The following is a 14,233-nucleotide window of genomic DNA, read 5'->3' on the forward strand; positions in this document are numbered from 1 at the left end:
CTAGCCTGTCTGGCGCACGATGACAGCGGCGTGATTGGTCGCAGCTTTTGTCCGTGCCCGAGCAGGGGGGCAGGGTAAAGGGGGAGCAGTGAGGGGCGGCGCACGATGAGCGATTGCTACCGGATCGCCATCATTGGCTCCGGGCCCGCGGGGCTGAGTGCAGCCGCGCGGGCCGCGGCGCTCGGGCTCAGCCATGTGCTGCTCGAGAAGACGGATCATCTCTCCGACACGATCTACAAGTACCAGAAGGGCAAGCATGTGATGGCGACGCCATCACAACTGGTGCTCCGCTCCGATCTCGCTTTCGACGCCGGCAAGCGCGAGACGGTGCTCGGACTGTGGGACAACCAGACCGCCGACCACAAGGTGAATGTGCGGCGCCATGCCGAGATCAAGTCGATCGTGGGCACCGGCGACCCGATTCCCGGCTCGATCATGAAGACCGTGACGCGCAAGCGCGATGGCACCAGCGAAATTAAGGAGATGCAGCGCCTGGCGCCTCCCTACAAGCTTACACTGGCCGATGGCAGCGAAGTGATGGCCGAGACGGTGGTGCTGGCGATCGGCACCCAGGGCAATCCCAATCTCATGGGGTGCCCGGGGGGCAACCTGCCGCATGTGCAATATCAGCTCGACGATCCGGCGATGTACAATGACGAGCATATCTTCGTCATCGGCGGCGGCGACGCCGGGATCGAGAATGCGCTCGGGCTGGCCGGCGATGCGGCACAGGGCAATGTCGTCACGCTCGTCAACCGTGGCGGCGAGTTCTCCACGGCCAAGGATGCCAATGTGAAGGCGCTGATGGCAGCACGCGACGCCGGGCGCATCTCGATCATGCTGGGCACCACGACGAGAAGCATAGAGCCCGGTTGGATCGTGCTCGAAACCGCCGATGGCGAGGTGCGCGCTCGCTGCGACCGGATCATCGCGCGCATGGGGTCGGCGCCGCCGCGCGGCTTTGTCGAAGCCTGTGGGGTGGAGTTTGCCTCGAACGACCGGCTGGCGTTTCCCAAGCTGTCGGCAGTGTTCGAATCGACAGCCCCCGGCATTTTCGTCATCGGGGCGCTCGCCGGCTATCCGCTCATCAAGCATTGCATGAACCAGGGGCATGATGTCGTCGAGTTCATCAACGGCAACACCAGCCTCAAGCCCGCCGACGAGCCGATTCTCGAAGCCAAGTTCGCCGGGCTGCCGGGCGGACGTTCCGTGGCGGACTGGCTCGAGCTGTTGCGGAGCAATGTCGGCATCCTGAACGGCATGAGCCCGCTGCAGATGCGCGAATTCATGCTCGACAGCCAGGCGCGGGCCTATCGCGCCGGTGACGTTATCTTCGAGCGCAACGCGCCGGGTTCGTCGCTGTTCGGTATTGCCGAGGGGCAAGTGCTTGTAGAGGTGAACCCGAACGACCCGTCGATCACCGTGGGACTCGGCAAGGGCGAGATCTTCGGCGAAGTGGGGCTGATTTCCGGGCGCAAGCGCGGCGCCACCATCCGCGCCGGCACCGACTGCATTCTTGTCGAAATCTCGCGCACCGCTGCCCTCAAGCTGATGAGCGCCGTGCCCAGCGCATCGCGCGAAGTCACCCGCGTCACCACTGAGCGCTCGTTGCTGCAGATCTTCAAATCGGGGCTCACTCCAGCCGATCTCAAGGATGCGGTGGCCGCCGCCAAGGTGGAAACCATGAAGGCGGGGCAGGCACTGATCAAGGAAGGTGAGGAGGGGGACGACATCTTCATCATCCGCTCCGGCTCAATGGTGGTGGAAAAGGCGATCGGCGGCAAGCCGGTGTTCCTGAGCTATGTGCCCGCCGGCTCCTATGTCGGCGAGATGGCAGTCATCGATGGCGGGCGCCGCACTGCCACGGTGCGCGCAGCCGTGAAGAGCGATGTCATCCGCATCCCCGGCGAGGCGTTTCGGCCGCTGCTCGCCGCCAAGCCCGGCCTCACCGCCCGGCTGCGCGAAGAGATGTCGAGCCGCACCCAGCTCAACAGCTATATCGAATCGAAGAAGGACAGTTTCGAGGGCGTGGTGGACATGTACACCGGCGTCGCCAATTTCCTGGTCGACAATGGCGTTGGCGAGGCCACCGATGTGCTGCTGATCGACGAGACGCTGTGCATTGGCTGCGACAATTGCGAAAAGGCCTGTGCTGACAGCCATGATGGCCTCAGCCGGCTCGATCGTGAAGCGGGGCGCACCTATGCGCATCTGCATGTGCCGACCTCGTGCCGGCACTGCGAGCACCCGCATTGCATGGCCGATTGCCCGCCCAATGCCATCCACCGCGGGCCGACCGGCGAAGTCTATATCGACGACACCTGCATCGGCTGCGGCAACTGCCAACGGAACTGTCCCTATGGCGTGATCCGCATGGACAAGGTGCCGCCCAAGCGGCCGTGGCTGATCAGCTGGATGCTCTTCGGCCAGGGGCCGGGGCCGGGCGAGCCCGGGCTCAAGTGGAAGAAGAAGCACGCCGACCCCGAAGCGCCCAAAAAGGCGATCAAGTGCGACATGTGCTCGGGCCAGTCCGGTGGCCCGGCCTGTGTGCGCGCCTGCCCAACTGGAGCCGCGATCCGCGTCAACCCCGAGCAATTCCTGTCGGTGGCGCTGCTCGACCGGAAGGGCGGCTGATGGCGACGCGGGCGCCCCGGACGATGAGCGGCAAACAGGAATCCCGCGCAATGCGCGGCAAACAGGAATCCCGCGCAATGCGCGGCAAACAGGAATCCCGCGCAATGCGCGGCAGGGCGGTGACGCGGGCGCCGCGCGACATTGCGCATGAAGGCTTCCTCACCCACGGCCGGATGCGCTGGGCGAAGGTAGCCGGCGGCCTGTCGGTCCTCGCGATCGTCGCCTATGCGCTCGTCGACCAGACGCCGCGGCCCAATGGCGGCACGGCGCTGGGCTATCTGCTCGGCACGCTGGGCCTGCTTCTCATCGTCTGGCTCAGCACGATCGGCCTCAGGAAGCGCATCATCACCACAAAACCCTATTCCCTGAAGGCGTGGACGAGCGCGCATGTCTATCTCGGGTTGTCGCTGATCGTCATCGGCACGCTGCACGCGGGCTTCCAGCTGGGCTGGAACGTGCACACGCTCGCCTGGGTGCTGATGATGCTGGTCATCGTGTCGGGCATCTATGGCGTGGTTGTCTATGCCCGGTTGCCTGCCCAGCTTTCGGCCAATCGCAACGAGGCTACCCAGCCACAGATGCTGGAGGCGATCCGCACGCTCGACCGGCAGCTCGATACAGCCGCACAGCCGCTGGCCAGGGCCGAGGCCGATCTGGTGCGGCTGAGCCTCGAGGAGTGCGAAGTGTCCGGCGGTCTGTGGCAGCGGTTGACCGCCCGCCACCCGAGGTGCGGCAATGCGCGGGCCCGGGACGCCATCCAGGGCCTGGTCAACGAGCAGATGCGGCGGGCGAAGCCCGACCCGGCGCTGACCCAGATCCTGTTCCTGCTCGAGCGCAAGGATGCAGCCCTGGCGCAAGCGCGGCGCCATATCCGCATGAAGACCCAGCTGGAAATCTGGCTGTATCTGCATGTGCCGATGACGATCGCGCTTCTGGTGGCGCTCACCGCGCACGTCCTCAGCGTGTTCATCTACTGGTGATGGCCAAATGAGCTTTATCGTCCGCCAGATTGCCAAGCGCGCCGATGGAGGCGACATCATCCGCACGCGGTCGCTGGCGGCGCCCGAGATCAGCGTCGGCCGCGGCACCGATTGCGATATCCAGTTGGCGGACCTTGGAGTCATGCTGCGCCACGCCAAGCTGACACGGCTGGCGGGAGGGCTGGTGGCGGTGGAAGCAACCGGCGGCATTCCGCTGGAGATCGACGGCAAGTTCGTCAACCGAGCCGAGCTGCGAGTCGCCGAGCGCCCCATCATCAACCTCGCCAGTCACCGTCTGACGCTCGAGCCCGGTGACGCGGCCGATGACGTGGCGATCACGGCCGAGCGGGTAATTGCCGCCAGCGACGCCGCCGACGCCACTGCGGAGAACGAGATCTTCTCGCTCAAGGGCACGCTGCCGACCAAGCGGGCGATGGCCTGGACGCTTGGGCTGGTGGTCCTGCTGTTCGGGCTGGCGCTGCCGGTGTTCACCATGCTCGGCCGCGGCAATGTCGATCTGCCGGTGGACATGGTAGCAGACGCCGCGCGGCCGATTCCGGTGGCGGTGCGGTCCGGCCTGCAGCCTGCACTGGGTGTAACGCCGGCGGCGGCGCGGACCGCGATGCAGCCCGATATCGTGTGGACCAGCGGGCCCATGTCGGGCGCGCATGCCGGCATCACCAACAGCTGCGGCGCTTGCCACCAGGCGGCGTTCGTCTCGACCACCGATGCCGCCTGTACCGCGTGCCACAAGCCGAGTGCGGTGCCCGACCATGCCGCCGCCGACCGGATGGCGCGCGGGCGCTTCATCCCCAGCGGTGGGCTGGCGGCCGTGGAAGCCGGAATCCAAAGGGCAGTCGGGCTGGAAGAAGGCCGCTGTGCCGGCTGCCACAAGGAGCATGAAGGCCCCGGCGGTGCGCTGATGGTGGCGCAGAGCTTCTGCACCGATTGCCACACCGGGCTCGATGCACGGCTGACCGATGCGCGCATCGCCAATGTCGAAGGCTGGGAGAAGCATCCGCAGTTCAAGGCGACGCTGGTCGCTGCGGCTTCGGAAACGGCACCGCGCTTCGAACGGGTATCGCTCGATTCCCGGCCCAAGGAGGCCTCGGGGCTGATCTATCCGCATGAACTCCACATGTCGAAGACCAACAGCGTGGCGAACATGGTGCTGAAGCAGGGCCTGCCCGCCAGAGACGGCGCGTTGGGTTGCAACTATTGCCATGTGGCCGACAGCGATGGTGAGCGCTTCAAGCCGATCGAGATGGAGGCCAATTGCAGTGCCTGCCATGATCTGGCCTTTGCCCGCGATGGTGGCGTGGTACGCACGCTTCCGCATGGCAAGGCGCCGCAGGTGGCGGGGATCGTTCGGGATTTCTATTTGTCGCAGGCAGTGGCACCGCGTGCCAACGTGCAGCGGCTGGCGTTCGAGCGACGCGCCCCGGGGCGCATGGCCGAAGTGGAGGCGCAGCAGCTGCGGCTTTCGGGCATCGGCAATGCACGCAGCCGTGCCGAGGCGGCGGTGGATCAGATCTTCATCAAGGATGGTGTCTGTGGCGATTGCCATCAGGTGGAGCGGACGGGCGCGCCCCATCTGGCGGAACGCTGGAAGGTGATGCCGGTGACGATCAACGACCATTATCTCCCCAAGAGCCGCTTTCCGCACAGGAAGCACGACAGCTATGACGGGAAGACCGGCGATGCAGCGTGTGTGGCATGCCACAAGGGGGTGCCGACCTCGAAGGTGGCAACCGATGTGCTTCTGCCGCCGGTTGCGCAGTGCCGCGACTGCCACGGATCGAGCAACGTGAAGACCAATGTCGCTGCCAGCTGCGACACCTGCCATGGCTTTCACTTCGGCACGGATGGACCCGCCGCAACGCCGATCAAGGTTGCGGCGAGCACCGCACCCGCTGGCCACCGCAGCACCGGCAGTCGCTGGTCACCGTCGGCGCCCGCCGGCCCGGCGCAGGTCCGGGCGGGCGGATGACATTGCGGACGCTCGACATCTCGCACAGTCTTGCACCGGTTGATGTTGCGGTAACGAATCTGATGCGTCATCCTGTCCTCGCGCTGCGTATCTGGCCAGACACGAGTGGCGGGGGGAACGGGCTGGTCCGATGCTGATTGCTCAGGTCACAGACATTCATCTGGGCTTCCAGCCGGATGACCCGGCGGAACTCAACCGCAAGCGCTTCGACGATGTGGTGAAGACGCTGCTGGCGCTTTCGCCGCGCCCCGATCTTCTGCTTGCCACCGGGGATATCACCGAGCATGGCACGATCGCCTCTTACGAGACATTCAAGGCGCTGTGCGATGCGCTGCCGTTCCCGACACTTCCGGCACTCGGCAATCACGATGATCGCGGCAATTTTTTCAAGGTGTTCCCCGACTCTCCGCGTGTCGGCGGCTTCCTGCAATATTGCTATGATGCCGGACCGCTGCGGGTGGTCGTGCTCGACACGCTCGAGGAGGGGCGCCACGGCGGCAGCCTGGATGCAGGCCGTGCCGCCTGGCTCGATGCCCGGCTTGCGGAAGACGCACGGCCAACGATCGTCGTGCTGCACCACCCACCGATCGAGACCGGCAATGGGTGGATGACCGAGGATCTTGATGCAGGGTGGGTGGAGCGGCTGCGGGCTGTCGTGGAGAAGCATTCGCATATCATCCGGCTGGTCACCGGACATCTGCACCGCGCCATCGTCACCGGCTGGGGCGGCACTACGCTGGCGGTGTGTCCATCATCCGCGCCGCAGGTAGCGATCGACTTTCGCGAGCTTGATCCCGAAATGCCCGATGGCCGGGACATGATCGTGGCGGAAGGGCCGGGGTTTGCGCTGCATTACTGGACAGGCCGCGATCTCGTCACCCATTTCGGATCGGGTGGCGAGCATCCGGTGCTGGCACGCTACAATGCGCGGATGCAACCGACGGTGCGCCACATTCTCGCCGAGCGGGTCGGCGAGAGCTGGGGGCACGACTGATCAGACGCGCATCGGCATCAGCACGTAGAGAGCTTTCGAGGTGTCGGACTCGCGGATGAGTGTGGGAGCGGCGGCATCGGCCAGATGCACATCGACCGAATCCGACCCGACCTGACCGAGAATATCGAGCAGATACCGATAGTTGAAGCCGACCTCGATCGCATCCGACGCATAGTCCGCCGACACTTCTTCGGACGCGGTGCCATTCTCCGGGCTGGTGACCGAAAGCGTCACCTTGCCGGCGCTGAGCGCAAGCTTGACCGCGCGGGTCTTCTCGGTAGTGGCGATCGCGGCAACGCGGTCCACGCCTTCGGCGAGGCTGCGGGTGTCGACCACCAGCCGCTTGTCGTTGGCGGTGGGGATGACGCGGCTGTAATCGGGGAAGGTGCCGTCGATCAGCTTCGAAGTGAGCGTGGCCTCGCCCGAGAAGCGGAAACGGATCTTCGAGGTGGACAGCGCAATCTCGATCGGCGCATCGGCGGCGAGCTCGTCGATGAGCTTGCGGACCTCGGCCACGCATTTGCGCGGCACGATGACGCCGGGCATGCCGGCGGCGCCCTCGGGCAGGTCGAGCTCGATCCGCGCCAGCCGGTGGCCGTCGGTCGCGACGGCGCGGAGCTTGTTCAGCCCGTCGGGGGCGTGGACGTAGATGCCGTTGAGATAGTAGCGGGTTTCCTCGGTGGAGATGGCGAAGCGGGTGGCGTCGATCAGCTCGCGAAGGGCAGCCGCAGTGAGGGTGAATTGCGTCGGCAGCTCGGTTTCGGCGATCACCGGGAAATCGTCGCGCTTCAAGGTGGCGAGGCTGAAGCGGGCGCGGTTGGCGACGACGCTCATCCGGTCGCCGGAGGTGGCCAGCTCGACCTGGGCGCCTTCGGGCAGCTTTCGGACAATGTCGAACAGCGTGTGCGCCGAGGCGGTGGTGGCGCCGTTGAGGTCGATCTGCGCCGGGATGGTCTCGACGATCTGCAGATCGAGATCGGTCGCCATCAGCCGCAGGCCATCGCTGCGGGCCTCGATGAGCACGTTCGACAGGATGGGGATGGTGTTGCGACGCTCGACGACCGACTGCACATGGGCGAGACATTTCAACAGCGTAGCGCGTTCGACCGTGGCCTTCATCGATGTTCCTTGGTTTTGGCAGGGCCGTGATTGTTTTGCGGCACTATAGCGGGTGCGGTGTGCCGTGCTAGGGGTTCCCCCATGGATATTGTCATTGCTCGCCATGCCGAAACCGTCTTCAACGCCGCCGCTCGGATGCAGGGGCATTTGGGGCATACCCCGCTGACCCGCGCCGGCATTGCGCAGGCCGAGGCGATGGGGGCGGCGATTGGCGCCAGCGGGGTGGCGGAAGGCCGCGATCTTTGGGTCTCGCCTTCGGGGCGCACCCAGCAGACAGCGGCGATCGTGAGCGAGCATATCGGCCGCTCCTTCTTCGACTGGCAGCATGACAAGCGATTGCTGGAGATCGATGTCGGCGCTTGGGAAGGGCGAAATTATGCTGAAATCATTGCCGAAATCGGGCCGATCGTTGATCAGGGCCGGCGGCTGTTCAGCGTGCAGCCGCCGCAGGGCGAGTGGTTTCCGGCCATTGCCGCGCGGCTCTCGGAGTGGCTTGCGGAGCTCGATCCGAGCCGGCCGGTGCTGGCGATCAGCCATGGCATCACCGCCCGGGTGCTGCGCGGGCTGCTGGTGGGGGGCGAGGATTGGCATGGGGTGGCGATTGCGCCCGACGGGCCGCAGGGCACGGTGTTTCATGTGAAGGATGGCGCCGAAACAGTGCTGCATCTGGGTTCCGGAGTGCATGGTGTGAAGGCTGCTTGAGGTGCGTATCATGAGCGATGTGGTGATTTCGGGACTGGCGCGGACGCCTATGGGGGGCTTCCAGGGGGTATTTTCGGGACTTCCGGGGACTGTTCTGGGGGCCGCGGCGGTGCGTGCGGCGGTGGAAAGGGCAGGTGTGGCGCCCGACATGATCGAGCAGATCTTCATGGGCTGCGTGTTGCCGGCCGGGCTGGGCCAGGCGCCGGCGCGGCAGGCGGCGCTGGGTGCCGGACTGCCGATCTCGGTCGAGGCCACCACGGTCAACAAGATGTGCGGCAGCGGGATGCGTCTGCGATCATGGCGCATGATGCGCTGCGCGCCGGATCGGCCGGGGTGATTGTGGCGGGGGGCATGGAGAGCATGTCGAACGCGCCTTATCTGCTCGCCAAGCACCGCGGCGGGGCGCGGATCGGGCATGATGTGGTGAAGGACTCGATGTTCCTCGATGGGCTGGAGGACGCCTATGAGCCGGGGCGGCTGATGGGGAGCTTTGCCGAGGACAGTGCACGGGATTACCAGTTCAGCCGGGTGGCGCAGGATGAATATGCGCTGGAAAGCCTGGCGCGGGCCCAGCGGGCGATTGCCGAGGGGGCGTTTGCCGACGAGATTGTGGGGGTGGAAACCAAGGCCGGGCTGGTGGCCGAAGATGAGCAGCCGGGGAAGGCGCGGCCCGACAAGATTCCGGGGCTGAAACCCGCCTTTGCCAAGGATGGCACGATCACCGCGGCCAATGCCTCGTCGATTTCGGACGGAGCAGCTGCCCTGGTTCTGGCGCGGAGCGATGTGGCCGCAAAGCTGGGGCTGCGGGTGCGGGCCCGGATCGTGGCGCATGCCGCCCATGCCCATGAACCGGCGAAATTTGCCACGGCCCCGGTGCCGGCGATCCGGAAAGTGCTCGACCGGGCGGGGTGGCGGGTGGCCGATGTCGATCTCTTCGAGGTGAACGAGGCTTTTGCCGCTGTTGCGATGATCGCCATGCAGGATCTGGGCATCGACCGGGGGCGGCTGAATGTGCATGGCGGGGCAACCGCACTCGGCCACCCGATCGGGGCATCGGGGGCGCGGATCCTGGCGACGCTGGTGGCCGCTCTCGAGCGGACCGGCGGCCGGCGCGGGGTGGCAGCGCTTTGCATCGGCGGGGGCGAGGCGACGGCGATGGCGGTGGAGCTCATCTGATTCTATCCCCGATATCCCCGTTATCCACAGGCTGGGACGGCAATATTTCACTTTGACGACTCGGCCTCTCATGAGACCATTCATCTGTAGCCGGGAATTGACGGCGGCGGAAACGCCAAAGGAAACAAACGGATACGGCTTGCTTGACGGTTATTCCCGGCCTTGCGCGGGGAATTGAAGCAAGGAAGCCTGGGTTGGTTTACCGATCGCAGTGCAGCGAAACCGGACTTGCTGGACGTGGCAGCACGAACAGTATGAACGGAGACGCCCGCGGCAACCGGGAATGCCGATCCTGCCGAGGTGGAAGGTGCCTGCAAGGGCGGCCGAAAACCGGAGCGAAGTGCCGTGTAGCGCGCCTCCGGGCGGGGCTGGACGCAAGCGGAGTGCAGCATGGGCGCGAGCCCGGCCGGACGCCGGTTGAGAAAGCGCTGCCCGTGCGGCGAGCGAGGCACGACACAGCATCCGCCGGGGGAAACCTCGGCGGATGTTTTGCGTAGCGCCCACGGCGATAGCGAAGCTATCGCGCGAGAGGCGCAAGCTCGGCCAGCGAGGCGGCTGGCCCTCCGCCAGCCGAACTCGTCTGACGTCAGGACGCGGCTTTGCCGCGGCCCCCTGCGCAGCGCCGAAGTCGACGAAGTTGACACGACTCGCGCGTCTCTCCCGGCCTTTGCAACGCGCGCGATCGCACGGGACTGGGAAGAAAGACGCAGCGCCATAGCTGCACCCTGACGGAAATCGCGGGTGTAGGACAGGCCCGGGCGTGGGGCTGGTCTTGTTTCGTGGGGCAGGCCCCCACCCTGCCGCTTCGCGGCTGTCCCTCCCCGCGAGGGGGAGGGAGGGGTTAGTTGCCCACCGTTGCCGCACTCGGCACTTGCGCGCTCATCCCCGCCGCGACCTTTTCGGCCGCTTCCATGGCGCGCAGGATGTTGCCACCGGCAAGCTTGGCGAGGTTTTCGTCGGACCAGCCGCGGCGGACGAGTTCGGCGAAGAGGGCGGGGTAGGTTTCCACGCCTTCGAGGCCGACCGGGCCGGCGGGGATGCCGTCATAATCGGCGCCCAGGCCCACGGCATCATGGCCGGCGACCTTGGCGATGTGATCGAGATGATCGGCGACGACCTTGAGGTCGACGACCGGGGCGGGGTTGGCCTTGTTCCATGCGGCCATGGCGGCGGCGGCCTTGTCGGGCTGGCCGAGGAAAAGCAGGTTCTGGCGGGTGAATTCGGCCGAGCGCGAGGCGGTGTGCTGGACGACGGCTTCCGAGATGAAGCCGGGGACGAAATTGGCCATCACCACGCCGCCTTTCGCCTTGACGAGGGCGAGCACATCATCGGGGACGTTGCGCGGGTGATCGGCGAGCGCCCGGGCCGAGCTGTGCGAATAGATGACGGGGGCTTTGGCCACAGCGAGCACCGCCTTCATGGTGCCGGGGGAGACATGGCTCAGATCGACGAGCATGCCGATGCGGTTCATTTCACCCACGACCGCCTTGCCATATTCGGTGAGCGGCTGGGGGCGGGGGGCCTCGTTGGCGCTGTCCGCCCAATCGCTGTGCTTGCTGTGGGTGAGGGTCATGTAGCGCACGCCGAGCGCGTGATACATGCGGAGCGTTGGCAAGCTGTTGTCCATCTGGCTGGCGCCTTCGACTCCGAGGAGCGAGGCGATCTTGCCGGTCTTCTGGATGCGGCGGATATCGGCGGCGGTGCTGGCGAGCTCGAAATGCTGCGGGTAGCGCTTGATGAGGCCATGGACGATGTCGATCTGCTCGATGGTCGCCTTGACCGCCGCAGGACCGGTGATGCTGGCGGGGACATAGACCGACCAGAACTGGCCGCCGACCTGGCCCTGGTGGAGGCGCGGGATATCGGTGTGGAGCGGGCGCTGGAAGCGGCGGCTGTCCTGCATCAGGTCCACCTCCCACCATTTTTCGCCGAAGCCGCCGCGAAGGGCGCCGGGCCAGTCGTTATGGCCGTCGATGACCGGCTGCTTCTTGAGGACCGCCATGGCGCGCTGAAGGGCGGGATCGGGCGCTTGCGCGAGGGCGCTGGTGCCGAGGAGAAGGGCGGCGAGGGGCAGGATGAGTTTGTTCATGTTCGCATCGTCGCACCACCTTGGCCTCCCATGCAAGAGAGGTGCCGCGATATTTCGCATCGCGTATCGTGATGGTGCAAGATTGGGAGACGGACGATGCTCGAGACAAGGCTGGATACTGGCGAACGCCGGGTTTATGGGCCGGAACACAATGCGTTTCGGGAGAGTGTGCGCAAGCTGTTCGACCGTGAGCTGATCCCCAATCTCGATCGCTTCGAGGAGGAGGGGCTGGTCTCCAGGGATTTCTGGCGCGCGTGTGGCGACAATGGCCTGCTGTGCCCGACGGTGCCCGAGGAATATGGCGGGTTGGGGCTGGATTTCGGCTATAATGCGGTGGTGAACGAGGAGCTGGCCTATGCCGGGTCTTCGGCGGGCATCACGCTGCAATCGGACATCGTGGCGGATTATATCCTGTCCTATGGCTCGGAAGAGCAGAAGCAGAAATATCTGCCGAAGATGATCTCGGGCGAGCTGATCACCGCGATTGCCATGACCGAGCCGGGGGCTGGAAGCGATCTGCAGGGGGTGCGGACCACGGCGAAGCGCGACGGCAACCATTATGTGATCTCGGGCTCCAAAACCTACATCACCAATGGGCAGAATGCCGATCTCATCATCGTGGTGGCCAAGACCGACCCCGACAAGGGGGCGAAGGGGACGTCGCTCATCCTTGTCGAAGCGGGGACGGAGGGGTTTGCGCGTGGGCGGAACCTCGACAAGATCGGCCAGAACTCGGCCGACACGTCGGAGCTGTTCTTCGAGGATGTGCGGGTGCCGATGACCAATTGCCTGGGCGAGGAGAACAAGGGCTTCATCTATCTGATGAGCCAGCTGCCGCAGGAGCGGCTGGGAATCGCGATTTCTGCGCAGGCCGGCGCGCAGCGGGCGTTCGACGAGGCGGTGAAGTTCGTGAAGGAGCGCAAGGCCTTCGGGAAGACGGTGTTCGATTTCCAGAACACCAAATTCCAGCTGGCGACGATGAAGACCGAGCTGCAGGTGGGCTGGGCGCAGATCGACTGGGGGCTGAAGCGGCTTCTGGAGGGCAAGCTGACCGCGGCCGAAGCGAGTGCGGCGAAGCTTTGGCACACCGAGATGCAGGGGCGCGTGGTCGATGAGGCGCTGCAGCTGCACGGCGGGGCGGGATACATGAACGAATATCCGATTGCGCGGATGTGGCGCGATGCGCGGGTGCAGCGGATTTATGGCGGGACGAGCGAGATCATGCGCGAGGTGATCAGCCGGACGATCTGAGGAAGCGGCCTCCGGCGGCCGGGGCCTCGGCCCCGGACCCCGACAGATGGGCTTTCGCACGCACCGGTCGAGGTTTGCCAAGGCCGCGTGATGGGGTCTGAGGCCCAGGGCCCAAGCCGCCGGGGGCCCACTTGCCAAAAACTGATGCGACGACGCGCGGTCTTGCCCTTAAGCAGTCGCAATCCCATGTGATATGGTGAGAAATGTCGACCGCCGCCGCCTTTGCCTTTGCGCCTGAAGCCCCTGCCCCGGCGCGTCCGAGTGGCATGGCCGAGGATGCGGCGATGATTCGGCTCGCGTCGACCATTGCGCGTGACCTGGGGGCGTATCGTCCCTTGGTCTATTGGGCCGACACGCTGGCTTCGGCGGTGCTGGGCTGGGGTGCGCTCGCAGCGCTGATGCTGGTGCCCGACCTTGGCGGAGCGGCGTTTGCCGGGCTGGCGCTGGTGGCGGTGCTCGCAATCTACCGGCTCGGCAGTTTCATCCATGAAATCACGCACATGAAGGACGAGCATGTGCCGGGATACCGGCTGGTGTGGAACTTGATTGCGGGCGTTCCACTGATGATTCCGAGCTTCATGTACGAAGGCGTGCACAATCTCCATCACATGCGGAACCGCTATGGCACCGTCCGCGACCCCGAATATATGGCGCTGGCGCTCAAGCCCAAGCTGAGCTTGCCGCTGTTCGTGGCGCTTTCGGCGATCGGCCCGCTGGCGTTGTTGCTGCGCTGGGCGGTGCTGGCGCCGCTCTCGCTGGTGGTGCCGGGGCTGCGCACGGCGCTGGAGGCGCGATTCTCGGCGCTTTCGATCAATCCTGATTTCCGCCGCGAGCCGGTGGCGGGCGTGGCACGCGGACGCTGGCAGCGGCTGGAGGCGGCGACGTCGGTGTTCGCGATCGGCGTGCTTGCTGGTGTGGGCACCGGTGTGATCCCGCTGCGGGCGTTTGCGATCTGGCTCGGCGTGCTTTCGGTGAGCATGGTGCTGAACCAGGTGCGCACGCTGGCGGCGCATCTGTGGGAGAACGACGGCGCGCAGATGAGCATCACCGCGCAATATCTCGACAGTGTGAACGTGCCGCCGCCGGCGATGCTGCCGGCACTCTGGGCGCCGGTGGGACTGCGCTACCATGCGCTCCACCATCTGCTGCCGGGGCTGCCCTATCATGCGCTGGGCGAGGCGCATCGGCGGCTGACCGCCGGGCTTCCGGCCGACAGCGCTTATCGGGACGGTAACCACCGCGCGCTGGCCGGCGTGATTGCGCGGCTGTGGCGCACGGCGGGAACGCGGACGGCCTGA

9 protein-coding genes and 1 pseudogene are annotated in these 14,233 nt (G+C 65.9%); 8 read left to right on the top strand and 2 right to left on the bottom strand.

Features of this window, described 5'->3' with window-relative positions; translation table 11 throughout:
* Positions 1–105 precede the first annotated feature (105 nt).
* From FHS79_RS06495 to FHS79_RS06510, 4 genes are all read left to right on the top strand, one after another.
* On the top strand, positions 106–2,634 hold the full coding sequence (locus FHS79_RS06495; protein ID WP_184197160.1) for a cyclic nucleotide-binding domain-containing protein: 2,529 nt from the start codon (positions 106–108) through the stop codon (positions 2,632–2,634).
* 77 nt (positions 2,635–2,711) lie between these two features.
* Complete coding sequence (locus FHS79_RS06500; protein WP_243452715.1) at positions 2,712–3,614, top strand: hypothetical protein; 903 nt, start codon at positions 2,712–2,714, stop codon at positions 3,612–3,614.
* Positions 3,615–3,621: 7 nt separating this feature from the next.
* Positions 3,622–5,604, top strand: coding sequence for a cytochrome c3 family protein (locus FHS79_RS06505; protein ID WP_184197163.1), 1,983 nt, complete (start codon positions 3,622–3,624; stop codon positions 5,602–5,604).
* Between the two features lie 130 nt (positions 5,605–5,734).
* Positions 5,735–6,598, top strand: a complete 864-nt coding sequence (locus FHS79_RS06510) for a phosphodiesterase (RefSeq protein ID WP_184197165.1) — start codon at positions 5,735–5,737, stop codon at positions 6,596–6,598.
* On the opposite strand, the gene dnaN is transcribed toward FHS79_RS06510, so the two are convergent.
* On the bottom strand, positions 6,599–7,717 hold the full coding sequence (dnaN, locus tag FHS79_RS06515) for a DNA polymerase III subunit beta (RefSeq protein WP_184197168.1): 1,119 nt from the start codon (positions 7,715–7,717) through the stop codon (positions 6,599–6,601). It abuts the gene before it with no gap.
* A gap of 81 nt (positions 7,718–7,798) precedes the next feature.
* On the opposite strand from dnaN, the gene FHS79_RS06520 reads away from it, so the two are divergent.
* Positions 7,799–8,419, top strand: coding sequence for a histidine phosphatase family protein (locus FHS79_RS06520; protein ID WP_184197171.1), 621 nt, complete (start codon positions 7,799–7,801; stop codon positions 8,417–8,419).
* 10 nt (positions 8,420–8,429) lie between these two features.
* Positions 8,430–9,595, top strand: a pseudogene (locus FHS79_RS06525) (acetyl-CoA C-acyltransferase).
* Positions 9,596–10,436: 841 nt separating this feature from the next.
* On the opposite strand, the gene FHS79_RS06530 reads toward FHS79_RS06525, so the two are convergent.
* A complete protein-coding gene (locus FHS79_RS06530; RefSeq protein WP_184197174.1) occupies positions 10,437–11,684 on the bottom strand; it encodes a dipeptidase in 1,248 nt (415 codons plus the stop codon).
* Between the two features lie 96 nt (positions 11,685–11,780).
* Between FHS79_RS06530 and FHS79_RS06535 the strand changes: the two genes are divergently transcribed.
* Together FHS79_RS06535 and FHS79_RS06540 are read left to right on the top strand one after the other, a co-directional pair.
* Positions 11,781–12,935, top strand: a complete 1,155-nt coding sequence (locus FHS79_RS06535; RefSeq protein ID WP_184197177.1) for an acyl-CoA dehydrogenase family protein — start codon at positions 11,781–11,783, stop codon at positions 12,933–12,935.
* Positions 12,936–13,138: 203 nt separating this feature from the next.
* Positions 13,139–14,233, top strand: coding sequence for a fatty acid desaturase family protein (locus FHS79_RS06540; RefSeq protein ID WP_184197180.1), 1,095 nt, complete (start codon positions 13,139–13,141; stop codon positions 14,231–14,233).

It is taken from the genome of Polymorphobacter multimanifer, assembly GCF_014205635.1.
In the GTDB taxonomy this organism is placed as follows: Bacteria; Pseudomonadota; Alphaproteobacteria; order Sphingomonadales; family Sphingomonadaceae; genus Sandarakinorhabdus; species Sandarakinorhabdus multimanifer.

Coding starts and splice junctions, on each gene's coding strand:
- FHS79_RS06495 (WP_184197160.1), top strand. CDS start 106: ATGAGCGATTGCTACCGGATCGCCATCATTGGCTCCGGGCCCGCGGGG.
- FHS79_RS06500 (WP_243452715.1), top strand. CDS start 2,712: ATGCGCGGCAAACAGGAATCCCGCGCAATGCGCGGCAGGGCGGTGACG.
- FHS79_RS06505 (WP_184197163.1), top strand. CDS start 3,622: ATGAGCTTTATCGTCCGCCAGATTGCCAAGCGCGCCGATGGAGGCGAC.
- FHS79_RS06510 (WP_184197165.1), top strand. CDS start 5,735: ATGCTGATTGCTCAGGTCACAGACATTCATCTGGGCTTCCAGCCGGAT.
- dnaN (WP_184197168.1), bottom strand. CDS start 7,717: ATGAAGGCCACGGTCGAACGCGCTACGCTGTTGAAATGTCTCGCCCAT.
- FHS79_RS06520 (WP_184197171.1), top strand. CDS start 7,799: ATGGATATTGTCATTGCTCGCCATGCCGAAACCGTCTTCAACGCCGCC.
- FHS79_RS06530 (WP_184197174.1), bottom strand. CDS start 11,684: ATGAACAAACTCATCCTGCCCCTCGCCGCCCTTCTCCTCGGCACCAGC.
- FHS79_RS06535 (WP_184197177.1), top strand. CDS start 11,781: ATGCTCGAGACAAGGCTGGATACTGGCGAACGCCGGGTTTATGGGCCG.
- FHS79_RS06540 (WP_184197180.1), top strand. CDS start 13,139: ATGTCGACCGCCGCCGCCTTTGCCTTTGCGCCTGAAGCCCCTGCCCCG.